The following is a 20935-nucleotide window of genomic DNA, read 5'->3' on the forward strand; positions in this document are numbered from 1 at the left end:
ACGACCTGAATCCAACCATTGCGTGGGCGGGGCACAGAACCCCGCAGCAAGCCTGAGAGGACACACCGTGAGTCATTTACTGGATCAACTGCGGTTTTTCAATCGCAAGCAAAACGAGTTTTCCGATGGTCATGGAGAGACTCGCAAAGAGTCTCGCGACTGGGAGAACGTCTACCGTTCGCGCTGGCAGTACGACAAGATCGTGCGTTCCACCCATGGGGTGAACTGCACCGGCTCGTGCTCGTGGAAAATCTACGTCAAGAACGGCCTGATCACCTGGGAAACCCAGCAGACCGATTACCCGCGCACCCGCAACGATTTGCCTAACCACGAACCCCGCGGTTGCCCGCGTGGCGCCAGTTACAGCTGGTACATCTACAGCGCCAACCGCCTCAAGTACCCGAAAATCCGCAAGCCGTTGCTCAAGCTCTGGCGCGAGGCGCGGCAGACCATGGCGCCGGTGGAAGCCTGGGCCAGCATTGTCGAGAACAAGGCCAAGGCCGACTCCTATAAAAGCAAGCGCGGCATGGGGGGCTTCATTCGCTCCAACTGGGAGGAAGTCAACGAGATCATTGCCGCGTCCAACGTCTACACCATCAAGCAATACGGCCCGGACAGGATCGTCGGTTTCTCGCCGATTCCGGCCATGTCGATGGTCAGCTATGCCGCGGGTTCGCGTTATCTGTCGCTGATCGGCGGTGCGTGCCTGAGTTTCTATGACTGGTACTGCGACTTGCCACCGGCCTCGCCGATGGTCTGGGGCGAGCAAACCGACGTGCCGGAATCGGCCGACTGGTACAACTCCAACTACATCATTGCCTGGGGCTCCAACGTCCCGCAGACCCGTACCCCCGATGCGCACTTTTTTACCGAAGTCCGTTACAAGGGCACCAAGACCGTCGCCATCACCCCCGACTACTCGGAAGTCGCCAAGCTCACCGACCTGTGGCTCAACCCCAAGCAGGGTACCGATGCGGCGCTGGCCCAGGCGTTCAATCATGTGATCTTCAAAGAGTTTCACCTGGACAAACCGAGCGCGTATTTCACCAACTACGCCAAGCGCTTCACCGATTTGCCGGTGCTGGTGCTGCTCAAACAAATGGTCGACAAGGCGCCGGGCGCCGGTTACCAGCCGGACCGTTTCTTGCGCGCCTCGGACCTTACCGACAACCTCGGCCAGGAAAACAACCCGGAATGGAAAACCATCGCGCTGGATGTCAGCGGTGAACTGGTTTCTCCTCAGGGCTCCATCGGTTATCGCTGGGGCGAGAAGGGCAAGTGGAACATCCTGCCTCGTGAAGGCGGTGAAGGGCGTGAGATCGATCTGAAGCTGAGCCTGATCGGCGATGACGTCGCCGAAGTGGCGTTCCCGTATTTTGCCGGCGAGTCCCACGAGCACTTCCAGCACGTCGCTGGCGATGCCGTGCAATACCGCCGCGTGCCGGTGCACAACGTGGTACTGGCCGATGGCAGTGTGGCCAAAGTCGCCACTGTGTTCGACCTGTCGGCCGCCAATCTGGCGATCGATCGTGGCCTGGGTGGCGCTAACGTCGCCAAGGACTACAACGATGCAAGCGTACCCGGCACCCCGGCCTGGCAGGAGCAGATCACCGGCGTCAGCCGCGAGAAAGCGATCCAGATCGCCCGCGAGTTCGCCGATAACGCCGACAAGACCAAGGGGCGCTCGATGATCATCGTCGGCGCGGCGATGAACCACTGGTACCACATGGACATGAACTACCGCGGGCTGATCAACATGCTCATGCTCTGCGGGTGTGTCGGCCAGACCGGTGGCGGTTGGGCGCACTATGTCGGTCAGGAAAAACTGCGTCCGCAATGCGGCTGGCTGCCCCTGGCGTTCGGCCTGGACTGGAACCGTCCGCCACGGCAGATGAACGGCACCAGCTTCTTCTACGCCCACAGTTCGCAATGGCGCCACGAGAAAATGAGCATGCACGACGTGCTCTCGCCGCTGGCCGATAAATCACAGTTTCCCGAGCATGCCCTGGACTACAACATCCGTGCCGAACGCGCCGGCTGGTTGCCCAGCGCACCGCAACTCAACACCAACCCGCTGCACATTTGCCGCGATGCCGCGGCAGCCGGCATGGACCCGAAAGACTACGTGGTCAAGTCGCTGCAAGACGGCTCGCTGCGCTTCTCCTGCGAACAGCCGGACAGCCCGGTGAACTTCCCGCGCAACATGTTTATCTGGCGTTCCAATCTGCTGGGCTCCTCGGGCAAGGGCCACGAGTACATGCTCAAGTACCTGCTCGGCACCAAGAATGGGGTGATGAACGAAGACATCGGCCAGGTCGGGGATTGCAAACCCGAAGAAGCCGAATGGGTGGACGAGGGCGCCATCGGCAAGCTCGATCTGGTCACCACACTGGATTTCCGCATGTCCTCGACCTGCGTCTATTCCGACATCGTCTTGCCGACCGCGACCTGGTACGAAAAGGACGACATGAACACCTCGGACATGCACCCGTTCATTCACCCGTTGTCGGCCGCCATCGACCCGGCGTGGGAATCGCGTTCCGACTGGGAAATCTACAAAGGCATCGCCAAGGCCTTTTCCAGCATGGCTGAAGGGCATCTGGGCGTTGAGAAGGACCTGGTGACCATCCCGCTGATGCACGACAGCGTCGGTGAACTGGCTCAACCTTTTGGCGGCACCGACTGGAAAAGCGCCGGCGTGGCCCCCGTGCCAGGCAAGAACGCGCCGAACCTGCATGTGGTGGAGCGTGATTACCCGAACATTTACAAGCAGTTTTCCTCGCTGGGGCCATTGCTGGAAAAACACGGCAACGGTGGCAAGGGCATCAACTGGAACACCGACGCCGAAGTGAAATTCCTCGGTGCGCTCAATCACCGCGAAGGGGCTGCCGGGATCAGTCATGGCCGGCCGAAAATCGACTCGGCGATCGATGCTGCTGAAGTGATTCTGTCCCTGGCGCCGGAAACCAACGGCCATGTTGCCGTCAAGGCCTGGGCTGCGTTGTCGGAATTTACCGGCATCGATCACAGCCACCTGGCGTTATCCAAGGAACACGAGGCGATCCGATTCCGCGACATTCAGGCGCAGCCGCGCAAGATCATTTCCAGCCCTACCTGGTCGGGTCTCGAAGACGATCACGTCAGCTACAACGCCGGCTACACCAACGTTCACGAAGCCATCCCATGGCGCACCATCACCGGTCGCCAGCAGTTCTACCAGGATCACCCGTGGATGCAGGCATTCGGCGAGCAACTGATGAGTTACCGCCCGCCGGTCAACACCCGCACCATTGCAGGGGTGAAAGGCAAGCGCAGCAACGGCGAGACCGAAATCGTCCTGAACTGGATTACTCCGCACCAGAAATGGGGCATCCACAGCACTTACAGCGACAACCTGCTGATGCTGACCCTCAGCCGCGGCGGGCCGATTGTCTGGCTCTCGGAGAACGACGCGAAACGCGCCGGCATCGAAGACAACGACTGGATCGAATGCTTCAACGCCAACGGCGCGCTGACCGCACGAGCGGTGGTCAGCCAGCGGGTCAAGGACGGCATGGTGATGATGTACCACGCCCAGGAACGGATCGTGAACGTGCCTGGTTCGGAAACCACCAAGACCCGTGGCGGCCACCACAACTCGGTCACCCGCGTGGTGCTCAAACCGACCCACATGATCGGTGGCTATGCGCAGCAGGCCTACGGTTTCAACTATTACGGCACGGTCGGTTGCAACCGCGATGAATTCGTCGTGGTACGCAAAATGGCCAAAGTCGACTGGCTCGATGGCTCAAACGGCGATGACCTGCCGCGTCCTCTGCCGACCGATATCGAGGAGAACTGAGATGAAGATTCGCTCACAGATCGGCATGGTGCTGAACCTGGACAAGTGCATCGGTTGCCACACTTGTTCGATTACCTGCAAGAACGTCTGGACCAGCCGCGAAGGCATGGAATACGCCTGGTTCAACAACGTCGAATCGAAACCCGGCATCGGTTACCCGAAAGAATGGGAAAACCAGGACAAGTGGAAGGGCGGCTGGATCCGCAATGCCAACGGCACGATCAACCCGCGCATCGGCGGTAAATTCCGGGTCTTGGCGAATATTTTCGCCAACCCGGACCTGCCGAGCCTCGACGATTACTACGAACCGTTCGACTTCGATTACCAGCACCTGCATACCGCGCCGCTGGGCGAGCATCAGCCCACTGCGCGCCCGCGTTCGCTGATCTCTGGCAAGCGCATGGAGAAAATCGAATGGGGCCCGAACTGGGAAGAAATCCTCGGCACCGAATTCGCCAAGCGCCGCAAGGACAAGAACTTCGACAAGATCCAGGCGGACATTTACGGCGAATACGAAAACACCTTCATGATGTATTTGCCGCGCCTGTGCGAGCACTGCCTCAACCCGGCGTGCGCAGCGTCGTGCCCGAGCGGGGCGATCTACAAGCGTGAAGAAGACGGCATTGTGCTGATCGACCAGGAAAAATGCCGTGGCTGGCGGATGTGCATCAGCGGCTGCCCGTACAAGAAGATCTATTTCAACTGGAAAAGCGGCAAGTCCGAGAAGTGCATCTTCTGCTACCCGCGTATCGAAGCCGGGATGCCGACTGTTTGCGCCGAAACCTGTGTCGGGCGTATCCGTTACCTCGGTGTGCTGCTGTATGACGCCGACCGCATCAGCGAAGTGGCGAGCACCGCCAATGAGCAAGACCTGTACGAGAAACAACTGGAGATCTTCCTCGATCCGAATGACCCGGCAGTGATTCGCCAGGCCCTGGCCGATGGCGTACCGCAGTCGGTGATTGATTCCGCCCAGCGTTCGCCGGTCTACAAAATGGCCGTGGACTGGAAACTCGCACTGCCGCTGCACCCGGAATACCGCACCTTGCCAATGGTCTGGTACGTGCCGCCGCTGTCGCCGATCCAGAACGCCGCCACTGCCGGCACCGTGGGCATGAACGGGGTGATCCCGGATGTCGACAGCCTGCGTATTCCACTGAAGTACCTGGCGAACCTGCTGACAGCGGGCGATGAAAAACCGGTCAAGCGCGCACTTAAACGCTTGCTGGCGATGCGCGCCTACAAACGTTCCGAGCAAGTCGATGGCGTTCAGGACCTGCAAGTGTTGAAGGACGTCGGCTTGAGCGTGGCCCAGGTCGAAGAGATGTATCGCTACCTGGCGATTGCCAACTATGAAGACCGCTTTGTGGTACCGAGTGCCCACCGTGAAGACGCCATGAGCGACGCCTTTGCCGAGCGCTCCGGTTGCGGCTTCAGTTTCGGCAGCGGTTGCAGCGGCAGCTCCGACACCAACATGTTCGGTGCGAAGAAAGCCAACCGCCGCGACGTCCTGAAAACCGTCCAGTTGTGGGAGGAGTGAGTATGCAAATTCTCAAAGTGATTTCGCTGCTGCTCGACTATCCGACCGAGACGCTGATTGGCGGGCGCGACGAACTGGAGCAGGCGATCATCCAGTCACGGGAAATCAGCCCTAAACAGCGCGGTGCGTTGTTCGAATTGCTGGAGTTGATCTGCGCCAATGACCTGATGGACGGGCAGGAGCACTACGGCGCGCTGTTCGGCCGGGGGCGTTCGCTGTCGTTGCTGTTGTTCGAGCATGTGCACGGCGAATCCCGCGATCGTGGCCAGGCCATGGTCGACATGATGGCGCAATACGAAGCCGCCGGTTTTGCCATCGGCGTCAAGGAGCTGCCGGACTATATCCCGCTGTACCTGGAGTTCCTGTCCACCCGCGAAGACCTCGAGGCCCGCGAGGGCCTGGCGGATGTTTCGCACTTGCTGGCCTTGCTCGCGGCGCGTCTGGAAGAGCGCGAAAGCGCCTATGCCAGTTGCTTCCGGGCGTTGCTGCAAATCGCCGGGGCCGAGCCGCATCAGGCGGTGGCCGACCTGCGGGCGCAGGTGGCGTCGGAACCGCGCGACGACTCCCTCGAAGCCCTCGACAAGATCTGGGAAGAGGAGGCCGTGGACTTTCTCCAGGCCGAACAGCAAGACCGTTGCAGTTCGTTGCCTGGCGCCCCGGGCAAGGCCCGGGAAGAAAGCGCCGTGCCGTTGCACTGGGTGGATTTTCAGCATGAAGGGTTGGCCACCGTGCCAGCCAAGGAGGTAGGCAATGTCTAAATGGAACCTGTTGTTGTTCGGGATCTATCCCTATGTCGCTTTGGCGATTTGCCTGATTGGCAGTTGGGCCCGTTTCGATCTGTCGCAGTACACCTGGAAGGCTGGCTCCAGCCAGATGCTCAACCAGCGCGGCATGCGCGTGGCGAGCAACCTCTTCCACATCGGTGTGCTGTTTGTACTGGCCGGGCATTTCGTCGGCCTGCTGACGCCTGCATCGGTTTATCACCATGTGATCAGCACCGAGAACAAGCAGTTGCTGGCGATGGTCTCCGGCGGGCTCTTCGGCCTGCTGTGCCTGATCGGCTTGCTGATGCTGGTCAATCGGCGGCTCACCGATCCTCGGGTACGTGCCGCCTCCAGCGCTTCGGACATTTTGATTCTGCTGGTGCTGCTGGTGCAGTTGCTGCTCGGTTTGCTGACGATTGCAGCGTCCACCGCGCACATGGACGGCTCGGTGATGGTGATGCTCGCCGACTGGGCGCAGAACACCGTGCTGTTGCGGCCGATGGAAGCGGCGGCGTCCATTGCGCCGGTCGGGCTGACCTACAAGCTGCATGTGTTTCTAGGCTTGACCCTGTTCGTGTTGTTCCCCTTCACCCGTCTCGTACACATCGTCAGTGCACCGATCTGGTACCTGGGGCGTCGTTATCAAATCGTTCGGCAGAAAGTCTGAGGAGAACATCATGTCAGGTGGATGTGGATGTGGCGGCGGTAACGGCGGCAGCGGTGGCTGCGGTTCTTCTAAAAATGCAGAGTCTTCGGTACCGGAAGTTGTCGACATCGCGCAGTTTGAAGCACTGCCGGTCGAGCCGGCGGCGGCCGAGGACGCCCCGGTGCAGTTGATCGCCAGCAGCGAACAGGAGTGGCCGATCATCAGCGTCAACGGGGTGTCGATCACGCCTGAGGCAATGGCCCAGGAGCTGCAATATCACCCGGCCGAAAGCCGTGAAGAGGCGGTCTATCTGGCCGCCAGGGCACTGGTGATCCGCGAATTGTTGCAGCAGCGCATTGCCGAACTCGGCCTGGCTCTGGAGATCGGCGCTGGTGAGAACGAAGAAGAAGCGGCCACGCGTTTGTTGCTCGAACGCGAGGTGCACGTGCCGCAGTGCGACGAGGAAACCAGCCTGCGCTACTACGAAAACAATCGCGGGCGCTTTCACAGCGCGCCGTTGCTGGCGGTGCGACACATCCTGCTCGAGTGCGCGCCGGATGATGTCGAGGCTCGCAGCCTTGCGCATGCTCAGGCCGAGATATTGCTGCAACGTCTGGAGGATTTCCCCGGCAGTTTCGCCGAGCTGGCGGTGAAATATTCGGCCTGCCCGTCGAAGGCTCAAGGCGGTTCTCTGGGGCAGATCAGCAAGGGCCAGACCGTGCCGGAACTGGAGCGTCAGCTGTTCACGCTGGCGCCCGGCCTGGCCAGTAAACCGCTGGAAAGTCGCTACGGCTGGCATGTGGTGAGTGTCGATCAGCGGATTGAAGGCATGCCGTTGCCTTATGAAGTGGTGTCGACGGCGATCCGCACGCAGTTGCAGCAGGGCGTCTGGCAAAAAGCGCTGGTGCAGTACCTGCAAACCCTGATCGGAGCGGCGGATATTCGTGGCATCCACTTGCAGGGCGCCGACTCACCGTTGGTGCAGTGAGCATCGAGACAAACCGGGAGATGTGATGAACGCTGTCATGCAGGATGGTTTTGGACGGCAGATCGATTATCTGCGGATGTCGGTGACGGACCGTTGTGATTTTCGTTGTGTGTATTGCATGGCGAAAAACATGACCTTCCTGCCGCGTCAGCAGGTCCTGACGCTGGAGGAGTTGCAGCGCCTGGCAACGCTGTTCGTCGGGTTGGGCGTCCGCAAAATCCGCCTCACCGGCGGCGAGCCGCTGATTCGTCCGGGCATTGTCGAACTGTGCCGCAACATCGCCGCATTGCCCGGTTTGCGCGAACTGGTGATGACCAGCAACGGCTCGCAGCTGGGCCGTCTGGCCCGGCCGTTGGCGGAGGCAGGCGTCAAGCGGATGAACATCAGCCTCGATAGCCTGGACGGGCAGAAGTTTCGCGCGATCACCCGCAACGGCGATCTCGATCAGGTGCTGGGCGGCATTGAGGCGGCGCGGGACGCAGGGTTTGAGCGGATCAAGCTCAACTGCGTGGTGATGAAGGGGCGCAACTTCGATGAAGTCCCGGCGTTGGTGCAGTACGCCATCGATCAGCGCATCGATATCAGTTTCATCGAAGAAATGCCGTTGGGCGATGTCGGCAGGTCACGGGGTGAATCGTTTTGTTCCAGCGATGAAGTGCGGGCATCGATCGCCGCTCAACATCGGTTGCTCGACAGTACGGAAAACAGCGGCGGACCGGCGCGCTATGTGCGTCTGGAACGCCATCCCGATACCCGGATCGGTTTCATTTCACCCAACAGCCATAACTTCTGCGGCACCTGCAACCGGGTGCGGATGACCGTTGAAGGGAAGCTGTTGCTCTGTCTGGGCCAGGACGACGCGCTGGATTTGCGTGGATTGTTGCGGCGTTATCCGCTGGACGACCAGCCGCTGATCAATGCGGTGCAAAAGGCTTTGCGCGGCAAGCCATTGCGCCACGACTTCAACCCCGAAGGGGAGGTGCAGATTGTGCGGTTCATGAACATGAGTGGCGGTTGAGCTGTTCTGTTAAGGAAAGAGTTTGCTAAACACAATACTTGTGGCGAGGGAGCTTGCTCCCGCTGGGTTGCGAAGCAACCCTAAATGAGGCACCACGATTATTCAGACAAATCGAGCTTGCAGGATTGCGACCGCTTCGCGGCCGAGCGGGAGCAAGCTCCCTCGCCACAGTGTTCGCACCGATTTTTCCTTCACCGCCTTCGGGCGGTTTTTTTCACCGGCAAATCTTGATGTCGATCAATTGCAGAACAGCACTTTGTCCGTAGTCTTCACTGCATGTTGTGTTTGATTGTGTCTGAACATCTATATGTAGTATCTGGAGGCCAAATGCAGAGCACGCTGATCTCAGTGGGATGTAACCGCTTGCACAAACGCGATGGCAGTCTGGTTGCCTTCGATGCCGACAAGATCCGCCAGGCGTTGATCGCCGCCGGCAAGGCAACCGGGGAGTACACCGAGGTTGAGGTTGAAGGCCTGCTTCAGGCGGTACTCGCCCGACTGGAAGGGCTGCCAAGGTTGCACGTCGAGCAGATTCAGGATCGGGTCGAACGGGTATTGATGGATGCCGGTTACTTCTTCGCCATGCGCGCCTACATCGTCTACCGCGAACAGCACGGGCGTTTGCGTCGTGACCGCCGGACCATGGTCGAGGTGGCGACTTCTATGAATGAGTACCTGGACCGTGAAGACTGGCGGGTCCAGGCCAACGCCAATCAGGGCTACTCCCTGGGCGGGCTGGTGTTGAACGTGTCGGGCAAGGTCACCGCCAACTACTGGCTGGACGAGGTGTACAGCGAGGCCATCGGCCAGGCCCATCGCGAGGCGGATTTGCATGTGCACGACCTGGATATGCTCGCCGGTTACTGTGCCGGTTGGTCGCTGCGTACTCTGTTGCACGAGGGGCTCAACGGTGTGCCGGGGCGTGTCGAAGCCGGCCCGCCAAAGCACTTGAGCAGTGCCCTGGGGCAAATGGTGAATTTTCTCGGCACCCTGCAGAACGAATGGGCCGGTGCCCAGGCGTTCAGTTCATTCGACACCTACCTGGCGCCTTACGTGCGCAAGGACCGGCTGAGTTACCAGGAGGTGCGCCAGGCGATCCAGGAGTTCATCTACAACCTCAATGTGCCGTCACGCTGGGGCACCCAGACGCCGTTCACCAACCTGACCTTCGACTGGGTTTGCCCGCAGGATTTGCGTGAGCAGATACCCGTCATCAACGGTGAGGAGATGCCGTTTGCCTATGGTGACCTGCAAGTCGAAATGGACCTGCTCAACCGCGCGTACATCGAGGTGATGCAGGCTGGCGACGCGAAAGGGCGAGTGTTCACCTTTCCGATCCCGACCTACAACATCACCCATGACTTTCCGTGGGACAGTGACAACGCCGACCGTCTGTTCGAGATGACGGCGCGGTACGGTTTGCCGTATTTCCAGAACTTCCTCAATTCGGACATGCAGCCCAATCAGGTGCGTTCGATGTGCTGCCGGTTGCAGCTCGATGTGCGCGAGTTGCTCAAGCGCGGCGGTGGCTTGTTCGGTTCGGCGGAACAGACCGGATCGCTCGGCGTGGTGACCATCAACTGTGCACGCCTGGGCTATGTGTTCAAGGGCAACACCAGTGGCTTGTTGCAACGCCTGGACACGCTGATGGAGCTGGCGATGGAGAGCCTGGAGGTCAAGCGCAAGGTCATTGCGCACCACATGGATGCCGGTTTGTACCCTTACACCAAGCGCTACCTGGGCACCTTGCGTAACCATTTTTCCACCATCGGCCTCAACGGCCTGCATGAAATGCTGCGCAATTTCACTGGCGACGAGGAGGGCATGCACACCGAACATGGCCGACAGTTTGCCCTGAATCTGCTGGACCATGTGCGCGCCACCTTGCTGCGTTTCCAGGAGGAAACCGGTCATCTCTACAACCTGGAAGCGACACCGGCGGAGGGCACCACCTACCGCTTCGCCAAGGAAGACCTCAAGCGCTATCCGGACATTCTCCAGGCGGGCAGTACGCAGGCGCCGTATTACACCAACTCCTCGCAACTGCCCGTGGGCTACACCGAAGACCCCTTCGAGGCCCTTGAACTTCAAGACGAACTGCAATGCAAATACACCGGCGGCACGGTCTTGCACCTGTACATGGCCGAGCGGATTTCCTCGGTGCAGGCCTGCAAGCAACTGGTGCGCAAGGCCCTTGGACGTTTCCGCCTGCCGTACCTGACCGTGACCCCGACGTTCTCCATCTGCCCGGTGCACGGCTACCTCGATGGCGAACATGAGTTCTGCCCCAAATGCGACGAGGCCCTGTTGCTACAAGAACAGAAGGCCGGCGCTGTTCATTGATTTTGATCCACTCAACTGCAAGGAGCTTCACCATGACTGCATCGCAACCACTGCCCCAGGCTCAACGTCAACGCTGCGAAGTCTGGACCCGGGTGATGGGCTATCACCGTCCTGTGTCGGCGTTCAATCCGGGCAAACAGTCGGAGCACCGCGAGCGGCTGCACTTCACTGAAAGCGCGGCACTGGCCGGGCGCCAATGAGTCGAATGCTTCGGGTCGGGGGCATGGTGCCCCTGACCACTATCGACTATCCGGGACAGCTCGCTTGCGTGCTGTTTTGCCAGGGTTGCGCCTGGCGTTGTCGTTACTGTCATAACCCGCAGCTGATTCCGCCTCGTGGCAGTGAGGAAGTGGATTGGCGGCGGGTGTTGGCGTTTCTGCAACGTCGTCAGGACCTGCTCGATGCCGTGGTGTTCAGCGGCGGTGAGCCAACCTTGCAGGACGGCTTGCTCGGTGCCATGGATGAAGTGCGGGACATGGGCTTTCGCATCGGCTTGCACAGCGCCGGCATCAAGCCTGCCGCCTTCGCCAAGGCACTCACGGGCGCGGATTGGGTCGGTTTCGACGTCAAGGCGTTGCCCGAAGATTGCCTGGCCATTACCCGGGTCGAGGGCAGTGGAACGGCTAACTGGCGCAGCCTTGAGCATCTGCTGGCCAGTGGTGTGGACTACGAATGTCGCACCACCGTGCATTGGCGTCTGTTCGAGCCGGCGCGTCTGCTGATCCTGGCAAAACGCTTGAGTGCGCTCGGCGTCAAACGCTTCGCCGTGCAACTGGTCCGCACTGAGCGGATGTTCGATTCGCTACTGCCAAGCATTTCGGCACAAGCCTTGTTGCCAGAGTTGTGGGAGGCCATGCGCGAGTTGTTCCCAGCCTTCGTGCTGCGGGGGTAACGGGGGCTGGGGAAACTCAAGCCCAGCCCCAGAACTGCAACCACCAGCCAAACCCGATCAGGGCGTTGGCGAGGAACAGGCAAACTCCACCCGACACGCGCCGAGCCAGGGGAATACCTTCGTGTTTCAGCCGTTTCCAACCCAGTAGCAGGCTCCACCCCATGGTGGCCAATAGCAGGCAGGCCCTGGCGGGTTGTACCCACTCCAGCAGCAGACCTTCATAACGCAGTAATTTGACGGTGGTGGCCGACAGCCCGAGAAACAGTCCGGCACCACCCACAGGCGTGAGTGTCAGCGCCAGAGGCCAATACAGTGCGCGATCTCGCGCCAGTCGGGCCGTCAGGCGCAGGAGCAGCATCAACGCCGTGCCGAGCATGATCGAACTCACACTCAAGTAAGCGACAATGCTGAAGCCGTCGAGCCAGCTGAAGCTGTCGTTGAGTTGCGGGTAATGGGTCAGCAACCACCAGGGGGCGTTGTCCCGTAAGGCCCAGAGCTGGTTGTGTTCCACCAGCCACTGGGCCAGGGTTTGTTTGAGGGCGATAAACCATGGGCTGACCGTCCACTGAAACGCGCCCATGGCCAAGCCGATCACGCCGAACAGCAGCAAGCGTGTATCCCAAGGGGACAGCGCCTGCGCGGTTGCGTGAAGAATCTCCTGATTGCTGGAGCGGGCGATCAGCTGCACGGCGCCGCGTTGCCCGCTGCAGCGTCCGCAGGCGTGGCAATCACTGGCGCCTTGCAGGCGACGGATATCGAGCAGGGGAGCGCAGTTGGGGGGCGGCAGGCGTGGCGCGGCATTCTCTATCCAGCGTTGCTCATTGACCTGAAAGTGCACGGGGGCCAGCCTTGCGAGCAGGGCGAAAACCCCGCTGACCGGGCACAGGTAACGGCACCAGACCCGCTTGCCCCGGGCAAACAACAACCCGACGATGACCGCTGCGACGGTCGAGCCACCCAGAATCAACAGTGCGGCCTGGGCGTAGTCATAGACGCTGATCAATTGGCCGTAGAGGGTCGTCAGGCAGAACGCCAATGTGGGCCAACCGCCCCAACGCAACCAACGCGGCACACCCAGGCCTTTGCCGTAATGACTGGCCCATTCGCTGAGCGAACCTTCCGGGCACAGAACGCCACACCAGAGTCGACCGAAGCACACCATCGACAGCAACACGAACGGCCACCAGATTCCCCAGAATAAAAACTGCGCGAGCAAGGTCAGGTTGTCGAGTATCCGTGCCTGGCTGTCCGGCAGCGGCAACAGCGCCGGGGTCACCAACAGCACTGCGTAAAACACTACGACAGCCCACTGCAGCGCCCGGATGACGGACGCATGGCGACGCATCCCGTCACCCAGGCGCTGGAGCCATCGATTGTGCCGGCTCAGGTCAGGCATGGGACTTTCTCCGCAGTCCGTTGGCGGAGCCAGGCGCTGACGACCAGCCAGTAACCGACCCACACCAGTAAGGTCATGCCGCTGGGTGTTGCGCGATAACCGACAAAACTGGCCAGAAAACCACCCAATCCATGGCTATCGCTCAGCCACGCGCTGCCGTCCCAAAGCGATTCGCCTACGAGGCTGTAAACCACGTCCGGCACATCCAGGGCGAGCAGTTGGCCGCCGATTCGCTCGGTGCCGCTGACCAGCAACCCCGCGCCGAGCATGAGCAAGATGACTTCGCTGATGGCAAAGAATCGTTGCCATGAAATGAAGCGGCGACTGCTGTGCAGCAGCGTAATGGTCAGCGCGGACAACACCAGCCCCAACACGCCGCCGACGGCAAACAAACCGAGCTGCGGACCCCGCAATCGGGCGCCGGCGCCATAGAGAAATACCACCGTTTCGCTGCCTTCACGGCTGATCGCGAGCATGGCCAGCAGTAGTAGACCTGCGCCTCCTTGTCGAGCCAGGTGGCTATCGGCGTGCCGTCGCAAATCGTGGTTGAGGGTGCGCCCGTGACGGTGCATCCAGCCGACCATTTGCACCATTAACAGGCTGGCAAACAGTGCGAGTGCGGCCTGGAACCATTCACTGGCCGACCCGCTCATGGCCTCACCGGCAAACAGAATCAACACCGCCAGCAGGCCCGAGAGCATCAACCCCAGCACCACACCCGCCCACAGGTATTTGACCAAACGATGACGTTGGCCTTGCTGGCTGGCCCAGGCCTGGAGAATGCCGATCACCAGCAACGTCTCGACGCTTTCGCGCCAGACGATGAACATTGATTGATTCATGGAAGCTCCGTGCGCTAACAGGTTATTTCGCGAGGATGCCGCCCTCGGGCAATTGCGGATTGAACTCGTCGAAAAAGGGATAGTGGCCGGGCCTGAGCGGGTGAATGACGACGAAGGTTGTCACGCCCGGCGACAGTACCTTTTCAACCCGCAACGGCGTGCTCTCGAACTCGGCCGGCCCCTGACCGCTATTTTTCAGGACGATCTTGAAGCGCTGTCCGGCCGGGACCTCAAGCAAGGCAGGGGAGAAGTGGCCATCGCGCAGGGTCAGCTCAAAGCTCGGCAACTCGGCATGGGCCGTCAACGGCGCAACTGTTGCGGCCACGATCAGCCAGGCAAGATGCAGGCGCTTCATTCAATAGCCGCCTTTTTTACCGATGCCGGCGTAGATGAACTCGTAGTGCAGTTCGCAGCGTTCGAACCAGGGCGCCACACCGGTTTCCTTATCGGTGTGACGCCCGAGGGAGCCGTGACCGGTGGGTGGTAGCACGGTGAACGTCAGCCGATATTTGCCCGGCCCCAGCAGCTTCACATTGTCGCCATAGTGCGGGCCGTCATTGGCGACCATGGGATGGAAGTCACCCTTGATTTCGTCCGGGTTACCCGCTCTGCTCAAGTTGAACGAGACATTGAGGTAAGGCACGAAACTGCCTTCCTGAAAACCCTGTCGATTGTCCGCGGTGGCCCGAATGTCGGCTTCCAGGTGAACATCAGAATCGACAGTAGCCCGCATCATGCCAGCCGGGGCCATCTCGATCGGTTGCAGATACACCGCCCCGACTTCCAGTCCCTGACACAGCTGTGGTTCCCCGATCGGGTATTCCTTTGCGTGAGCCAGCGGTACGAGCAAGAGCAGGGCGAGTGAGAGGTGGGTACGCATAATGTCTTCCTGAGCACTGACGAGTAGGAACCCGAGTCTAGGAAGCTTTGCTGCGAACAATAATGATTGTTATCAAGTTTTGATCAATTAAACCGTTAGAAGCTTAGCTCCAGGATCGCGATAGGGAGAGCAGTCGCTAGATGTCGATTCTTGATATCCATCAAGGATGGTTTTGCACAATGGCTGTAGGTTGCAAGAACATCTCTCAATGACCGGAGATCGAAATGGCCAAGAACTTCCCCGTCAACCCCAAGCACCCCGAGCGGATCTGTTGGGGGTGCGACCGGTATTGTCCGGCCAAGTCCCTGGCATGCGGCAATGGCTCCGACCGTACGATGCATCCGGCCGAGATGTTCGGAGAAGATTGGTATTTGTCTGGAGACTGGGGCATCGAGCCCCTCATCGTCACAGACAAGACAGCGGATGATGGTGTCTAGTGCGCGCCAAACCTCGCAGATTCTTTGAGGAAGTGAGATTGGCTGCGACGTAGTCAGAAGATAAAAAAACAGGGAAATATCTGGATGCCTCTCCGGATATTTCCCTGTTGCTCAATGTGTGGAATTGCTATCGATAAACTTCTCGTAATACATCTGGAACTGCTCGATCTTCTGATCGTTGAACCAGGTTTTAATCGCGTCGACCATGGGCGGAGGACCGCACAGGTAGATGTCGAATGGGTTGGCGTCGAACGACTGACGGTCGAAGTGATCAGGAATCCACCCGGTTTTACCTTGCCAATCCACGGAGGGTTTCGAAACCACAAGGTGATAGTCGAAGTCGGCGATGCGGTCGCGATAATCAGCCAGGCGTTGAGTTTCGCACAGGTCATTGTCCTGCGTGACGCCATAGAACAGTTGGATCGGGTGCCCGCAGCCACCTTTTTCTGCAATGTTATCAAGCATCCCGAGGAAGGCCGACAGGCCGGTTCCTCCTGCCACCAGTACGAGAGGTTTGGTCACCTGACGTAGATAAAAGCTTCCCAATGGGGCCTCGAGCTCGAGTGTTTGACCGGGGCGGCAATGCTCACGGATGAAGTTGCTCATCACGCCATCAGGCAAGAGCCTGATGAGAAACTGCAATTGGTTGGTGGGGTTGGGGCGGTTGGCGAATGAGTAGGAGCGCCACTCACTGGTGCCCGGTACATGCAGTCGAGCGTATTGCCCCGGAAGAAAGTCCAATTGCTGCTGGTGGGCGCAAGCGTCCAGATGAAGGATCGCCGTGGTGGCCGACACCTGTTCTACACCGGTGATCACCGTTTGCAGTAACCGGGTTGCGCCAGCGTTGCACAAGCTCGAATCGAAGTCGAAATAGAACGACGCATCCGATTGCACGCGGGTCTGGCAAGAGAGCATTTTGCGTTGCGCCAGATCCTGCTCGGAAAGAGCCTCTTCATCGACGTAGTCTTGAGTGAATTGGCCTGATTCGCAGCGACCCTGGCAAGTGCCACAGACACCTTCGCGACAGTCCAGCGGGATGTTCACGCCATTGCGTAGCGCGGCGTCGAGCAGCAGTTCGTTGGGCTTGACCTCGAAGAACGAGGTCTTGCCATCTGCGAAGCTGAAAGCGACTTTATGGTTCATGACAGCGTGCCCCACAGTTCACAGGTGATAGAAATCAAGCACTGAGTTGATCGTGTCGTTGAGCAGCACGATGTGCTTGCGAGTGATCTTCCAGCTGTCTGCGTCCGCTTTGAGGTGGTAGGTCACATGGCCGTAGAACTGCTCGGACAGCCCTTGCCGGGTGTAGAGCGTGACCCAGGCGGCCTTGACTTCAAGCAAGCCGTTATCGATCTCCTTGATTCGCACATTGCTGATTTGATGCAAGGTGCGCGGCATCGGGTTTGAAGCCGCCGACTTGCCTGTGCGCAGACGAAATACCCGGTCTTCCAAACCGGAGCGGTTCGAGTAGTAAATCAGCGACATGCCGCGCTTGGGATCGGTGGTGTACACATGCTCCGACTCCCATTGCGGCAGGTGGAATTCGCTCTGTTCATCAAACAGGGCGATGTAGGCGTCCCAATCCTGTTGATCACACAGCTCGGCTTTGCGGTAGAGGAATTGTTCGACGGAATGTTGTAGTGCGCTCATTTCACACCTCCTTCAACTTCAGGGCTTTTTGTGCAAGACCTTGCAGAAGGAAGCGCTGCCAGGATCCGTGCTGATTGATGTAGAGCCCCTCATGCGTGAACTCGGTGCCGGTCAGTACCGGGTTGATGCCCAGAGCCTCGCTGTTCGGGGTGGGGCCTTCGACCCATTTCTCACTGCCGCGGGACACTTCGTTCCAGCGCTCGAGGCGGGCCTGGAATCCGCGTTGGGCTTCGCGAAACTCCACCAGGTCGTCGGGAGTGCCCATGCCTGAAACGTTGAAGAAGTCCTCGAACTGGCGGATCCGGTTTTCCCGATCTGCGTCGGACTCACCCTTGACGCCGATGCACTGGCTGGTGATCTCGGTCTTGTTCCAGGCCACTGGGCGCACGATACGCAGCTGTGAGCTGATCTGATCCATGAAGAACAGGCTTGGGTAGATGTTGAGATTGCGTAGACGGTGCATCATCCACTCGGCTTGTTGCTGGCCGTATTCCTTCACCAGACGCGGCATGACGCTGGCATACCCGGCGCGTACAGTCGGGTTGGGCATGTCGCTGAACAAGAGGCTGTGGCCATTCTTGAACGAGAACCAGCCGTCGTCGGTTTCGGCATCTCCGGCGCCCAACTTGCTGTAGTCCAGCGTGTCGGAGCCGCCGCCCTTGGCCGAGTTGACTTGCTGGCGATGCTGCACCGTGGAGACGTAGTTGTAGTGCACGGTGCTGACGTGATAACCATCCAGGCCGTTTTCGTGCTGCAGTTTCCAGTTGCCGTCATAGCTATAGGTCGACTTGCCGGGCAGTACTTCCAGCTCGCCGGTCGGAGACTGCGCGACCATCATGTCGAAGAACACTTTGGCATCGCCGAGGTAGTCCTCCAGCGAGTCGCTGCCATTGACGTCCAGGCTGATAAAGACGAAGCCCTTGTAGCTCTCGATCCGGGCCTTCTTCAGGCCGCGGGTTGCTTTATCGAAACCCTCCGGGTATTCACCTGGGGCCTTGACCTTGACCAGGCGGCCGTCACTTTTGTAACACCAGGCGTGGAACGGACAGGTAAAGGTAGATTGGTTGCCTTTGCTGACGCGAGTCAGGGTCGCGCCCCGGTGCTGGCAAGCGTTGATCAGCGCATGGAGCTGATTGCTCCCATCGCGGGTGATGATCATCGGCTGACGACCCGCGCGCATCGTCAGAAAATCATTGGGATTGGCGATTTCGCTCTCGTGGCAGGCGTAGATCCAGTTCTTCTCGAAGATCAGTTCCATCTCCAGGTCGAACAGTTCCGGCTCTGTGAACATGTCACGGGCGACGCGGTAAATACCTTCGGCCGGCCGAAAATCCAGGCAACCCTGAATGTAATCTTGCCACTGCGCAATGCTTCTAGAGCTGTTCATCAGGTACACCCTTTTTGTAGTTTTAGGCACGACCTGATTGAAAGCCTTTCTGTGCGGTGCATCTATCCGGATTCGAGGCGATATCTATCCGTTTCTGAGGGGGCGGGGGGCGCTTTCCGTGAGGGCTATCAGGCGCGGTTGCTTTATGCGCTTTTCATTTCATATCCCTGGCTTGCACCCACAGCACCGCGTCTTGCGACAAGGGCTTGCCCTTGTGGGTTTTCGTTGTCCCGATGTCGAGCGCTGCAATACCCCACCAGCCGGCCCGGGGCAGGCCGATGGTCACGACACCCTGGGCGTCCGTGTACGTGCTCAGGGACTTGAATGAAGCTTGAGGTGCCGTTACATAGTCTTGCTGGCCGAAGGCGTTTTTCTCGATATCGACGGAATGGTTGATGTATTCGATTTCGATTTCGGCGAACGGAACGGGCTTGCCATCGGCCAGCACCAAGGCGCGGAACACTCCGCCTGTCCAGTTTGCATAAGGCTTGTTCAGTGGCTGGATCTCAACCGGCAACCCTTGTGGTTCTGCCCAGTTGCCGGGTACTCCGCCCACGTTCACGATCAGCTTGGTGAACTGTTGGATGTAGACGTCTTCCTCGGTTTCCAGGTAGGGCTCGGGCTCGAGTACGAAGATATGGTCACCCAGTGAGCGAACCAACTCCCGCGGAATCGACGCACGATAGGCAGTCGTTTGGTTATCGCGACTCTGCCACTGGACAGGGCGCAAGTATTGGCGAAGATCGATTTTTTCCCCGCCGTGCGAGCTGATGTGGCTAAAGGCGCGGGGTTCATCCATGGTCATGGTGGGGCCGCCGGAGAAGGGATGCGTGAACACCAGCGCGAACTCCAGTTTATCCGCACGTGGCAGCGCCGTTTCCTCGACGTAGAGCATCTGGAAATGGGCCTGTGCAGCGCCTGTCAGGCAGCCTAATGTTACGGCGGCAAGTGCTTGGAGCAGTCGTCGTTTGATCGGCATTGTCGATTTCACCTGGAAATGTCGGATGACTGAATCGTGGCTTGATGGTTGTCTCCGCCCATGAACACAACGGAGTATTTTCCGGCGGGGGGCTGGAAGGTGTAGCTGTTGTCTTTATCGACGCTTCCTTCGAGCAACACCTTGTTGCTGGTGTCCTGGACATGGATTTTTCTGCCAGCGGCGGAGCTGCCGTCGGTGTAACCCGCCTCGCACTTCACCAGATCATCGCTCTCGATGTAGCAGTCGAAGACGGGGCCATGAGGGAAGGCTGCCTGGCAGAACACCAGGGCGCCGGCGATCAGTATCCGATGTGCTGAACCTGGGGGTTTCATAAGGTCTTCGATCTCCACGGTCGAGGTTGATCATTGGAGCGGCGATTTGTGATCGCCGCTCGTATTCGGGCCAGGCGGCGCGAAGGCCGTCAGTAAGGAATCCAGGTTCGAACTCAGGAGTGCTTCGTACCCGTTGGCCGCGTCGGCGAGCATTCCCGGGTTGCCGGCGTCCAGTATCAACAACCGTGCGCCGCCGTCCTCGATGGCCTTGGCAATCCTGGCGTCCGGTGCCCACTTGTGGACCACCACGTGGATGTCACGCTCGCGCAGGTATCGGGTCAGTGCGGTGCAGTCGGCGTCGCTCCAGTCGATGTCCTGTCGGACGAACCAGCCGTCGACAAAAATCCCGAACTCGCCGAACAAATAGGTGAACTCATCGGCCAGCGACAGCACGCGCAGATCCGGCACTGCCAGCAGCCGGGCACCGTAGTTGGCCTTGAGCTGGCGCAATCGGCCTTCGAGTGCGGCGAGGTTGCGCTCTATCCGAGGCGCATCGGGGGGAGACAGGCGTGCCAGGTCGGTAGCGATAATCGCCGACATGCGCATGGCGTTGACGGGGCCGAGCCAGGCGTACGGCGACAGTCCGCCATCGACGTCGCGTTCGGTTGCCCAGGGAACGTCGTTCGATGGCACGCGGGCCACGGCCACTCCGGGCTTGACGGTGTCCCATGAGTGCGAGGCATCGATCTCGACGATTCGCAGATTGTGGCGACGTGCCGTGGTGTAAAGCGGATCCGCGCGCCAGAGGTTGCCCAGGGTAACTACGGCGGTGGCCTGCTGGAACACGGCGGGCTCCAGGCGCGACAGCGCGTTGGCCTGGCTTTCCATGGGCACGGCAGAGTCTGCCGGAAGGCGGACGACCTTGAGGGTTGTGCCGTCGCTGAGCGTCGAGGTGAGCGCATACACCGCCGGCAGTGCGACAAGCACCTGCTGCCTGCCGGTATCCGCGAAGGCAGAAAGCGGATTGCCCAGCAGCAGTACCAGCATCGCTAGCCAGGGT

Annotated in this window: 20 protein-coding genes; 10 read left to right on the forward strand and 10 right to left on the reverse strand. The window is 59.7% G+C overall.

What is annotated here, in order from left to right:
- Positions 1–67: 67 nt before the first annotated feature.
- The 9 genes from FFH90_RS13410 to FFH90_RS13450 all read left to right on the forward strand — a co-directional run bounded on the left by FFH90_RS13410 (position 68) and on the right by FFH90_RS13450 (position 12032).
- Entirely contained in the window at positions 68–3841 is a 3774-nt protein-coding gene (locus tag FFH90_RS13410) for a nitrate reductase subunit alpha (protein ID WP_138867332.1), read from the forward strand.
- A gap of 1 nt (position 3842) precedes the next feature.
- Positions 3843–5381, forward strand: a complete 1539-nt coding sequence (narH, locus tag FFH90_RS13415; protein ID WP_018927811.1) for a nitrate reductase subunit beta — start codon at positions 3843–3845, stop codon at positions 5379–5381.
- A gap of 2 nt (positions 5382–5383) precedes the next feature.
- On the forward strand, positions 5384–6139 hold the full coding sequence (narJ, locus tag FFH90_RS13420) for a nitrate reductase molybdenum cofactor assembly chaperone (protein WP_138867333.1): 756 nt from the start codon (positions 5384–5386) through the stop codon (positions 6137–6139).
- Entirely contained in the window at positions 6132–6812 is a 681-nt protein-coding gene (gene narI / locus FFH90_RS13425) for a respiratory nitrate reductase subunit gamma (RefSeq protein ID WP_018927813.1), read from the forward strand. The genes narJ and narI overlap by 8 nt, the downstream gene beginning before the upstream one ends.
- A 10-nt stretch (positions 6813–6822) precedes the next feature.
- Entirely contained in the window at positions 6823–7779 is a 957-nt protein-coding gene (locus tag FFH90_RS13430) for a peptidylprolyl isomerase (RefSeq protein ID WP_138867334.1), read from the forward strand.
- A gap of 25 nt (positions 7780–7804) precedes the next feature.
- Positions 7805–8797, forward strand: a complete 993-nt coding sequence (gene moaA, locus FFH90_RS13435; RefSeq protein WP_138867335.1) for a GTP 3',8-cyclase MoaA — start codon at positions 7805–7807, stop codon at positions 8795–8797.
- 327 nt (positions 8798–9124) lie between these two features.
- Entirely contained in the window at positions 9125–11140 is a 2016-nt protein-coding gene (locus tag FFH90_RS13440) for a ribonucleoside triphosphate reductase (protein WP_138867336.1), read from the forward strand.
- A gap of 32 nt (positions 11141–11172) precedes the next feature.
- Complete coding sequence (gene nrdD, locus FFH90_RS13445; RefSeq protein WP_018927817.1) at positions 11173–11340, forward strand: anaerobic ribonucleoside-triphosphate reductase; 168 nt, start codon at positions 11173–11175, stop codon at positions 11338–11340.
- Positions 11337–12032, forward strand: a complete 696-nt coding sequence (locus FFH90_RS13450; RefSeq protein WP_178114250.1) for an anaerobic ribonucleoside-triphosphate reductase activating protein — start codon at positions 11337–11339, stop codon at positions 12030–12032. Before nrdD ends, FFH90_RS13450 begins: the two co-directional genes overlap by 4 nt.
- Before the next feature lie 16 nt (positions 12033–12048).
- Here the strand turns inward: FFH90_RS13450 and FFH90_RS13455 are convergent, their stop codons facing one another.
- The 4 genes from FFH90_RS13455 to FFH90_RS13470 are packed head-to-tail and all read right to left on the reverse strand — an operon-like array spanning position 12049 to position 15150.
- The gene (locus FFH90_RS13455) at positions 12049–13428 is read right to left on the reverse strand and encodes a 4Fe-4S binding protein (RefSeq protein WP_138867337.1); all 1380 of its coding nucleotides are present in this window, start codon (positions 13426–13428) and stop codon (positions 12049–12051) included.
- Positions 13416–14270, reverse strand: a complete 855-nt coding sequence (locus FFH90_RS13460; RefSeq protein ID WP_138867338.1) for an FTR1 family protein — start codon at positions 14268–14270, stop codon at positions 13416–13418. The genes FFH90_RS13455 and FFH90_RS13460 overlap by 13 nt, the downstream gene beginning before the upstream one ends.
- A gap of 22 nt (positions 14271–14292) precedes the next feature.
- On the reverse strand, positions 14293–14625 hold the full coding sequence (locus FFH90_RS13465) for a cupredoxin domain-containing protein (protein ID WP_018927821.1): 333 nt from the start codon (positions 14623–14625) through the stop codon (positions 14293–14295).
- A complete protein-coding gene (locus FFH90_RS13470; protein ID WP_138867339.1) occupies positions 14626–15150 on the reverse strand; it encodes an iron transporter in 525 nt (174 codons plus the stop codon).
- 224 nt (positions 15151–15374) lie between these two features.
- On the opposite strand from FFH90_RS13470, the gene FFH90_RS13475 reads away from it, so the two are divergent.
- Positions 15375–15587 (forward strand): DUF3079 domain-containing protein, encoded by a 213-nt coding sequence (locus FFH90_RS13475; RefSeq protein WP_018927823.1) that lies wholly within the window; start codon positions 15375–15377, stop codon positions 15585–15587.
- Between the two features lie 111 nt (positions 15588–15698).
- On the opposite strand, the gene antC is transcribed toward FFH90_RS13475, so the two are convergent.
- The 6 genes from antC to FFH90_RS13505 all read right to left on the reverse strand — a co-directional run bounded on the left by antC (position 15699) and on the right by FFH90_RS13505 (position 20922).
- Positions 15699–16730, reverse strand: coding sequence for an anthranilate 1,2-dioxygenase electron transfer component AntC (gene antC / locus FFH90_RS13480; protein WP_138867340.1), 1032 nt, complete (start codon positions 16728–16730; stop codon positions 15699–15701).
- An 18-nt stretch (positions 16731–16748) separates the two neighbouring features.
- Positions 16749–17237 (reverse strand): anthranilate 1,2-dioxygenase small subunit, encoded by a 489-nt coding sequence (gene antB, locus FFH90_RS13485; RefSeq protein ID WP_018927825.1) that lies wholly within the window; start codon positions 17235–17237, stop codon positions 16749–16751.
- Position 17238: 1 nt separating this feature from the next.
- Positions 17239–18624, reverse strand: a complete 1386-nt coding sequence (antA, locus tag FFH90_RS13490; protein ID WP_086945715.1) for an anthranilate 1,2-dioxygenase large subunit — start codon at positions 18622–18624, stop codon at positions 17239–17241.
- Positions 18625–18778: 154 nt separating this feature from the next.
- Entirely contained in the window at positions 18779–19603 is an 825-nt protein-coding gene (locus FFH90_RS13495; protein ID WP_028940857.1) for a DUF4198 domain-containing protein, read from the reverse strand.
- Between the two features lie 8 nt (positions 19604–19611).
- Positions 19612–19935, reverse strand: coding sequence for a hypothetical protein (locus tag FFH90_RS13500; protein WP_178114251.1), 324 nt, complete (start codon positions 19933–19935; stop codon positions 19612–19614).
- A 30-nt stretch (positions 19936–19965) separates the two neighbouring features.
- Positions 19966–20922 (reverse strand): metal ABC transporter solute-binding protein, Zn/Mn family, encoded by a 957-nt coding sequence (locus FFH90_RS13505; RefSeq protein WP_138867342.1) that lies wholly within the window; start codon positions 20920–20922, stop codon positions 19966–19968.
- Positions 20923–20935 lie beyond the last annotated feature (13 nt).

This window comes from Pseudomonas sp. ATCC 43928 (assembly GCF_005938665.2).
Lineage (GTDB): Bacteria > Pseudomonadota > Gammaproteobacteria > Pseudomonadales > Pseudomonadaceae > Aquipseudomonas.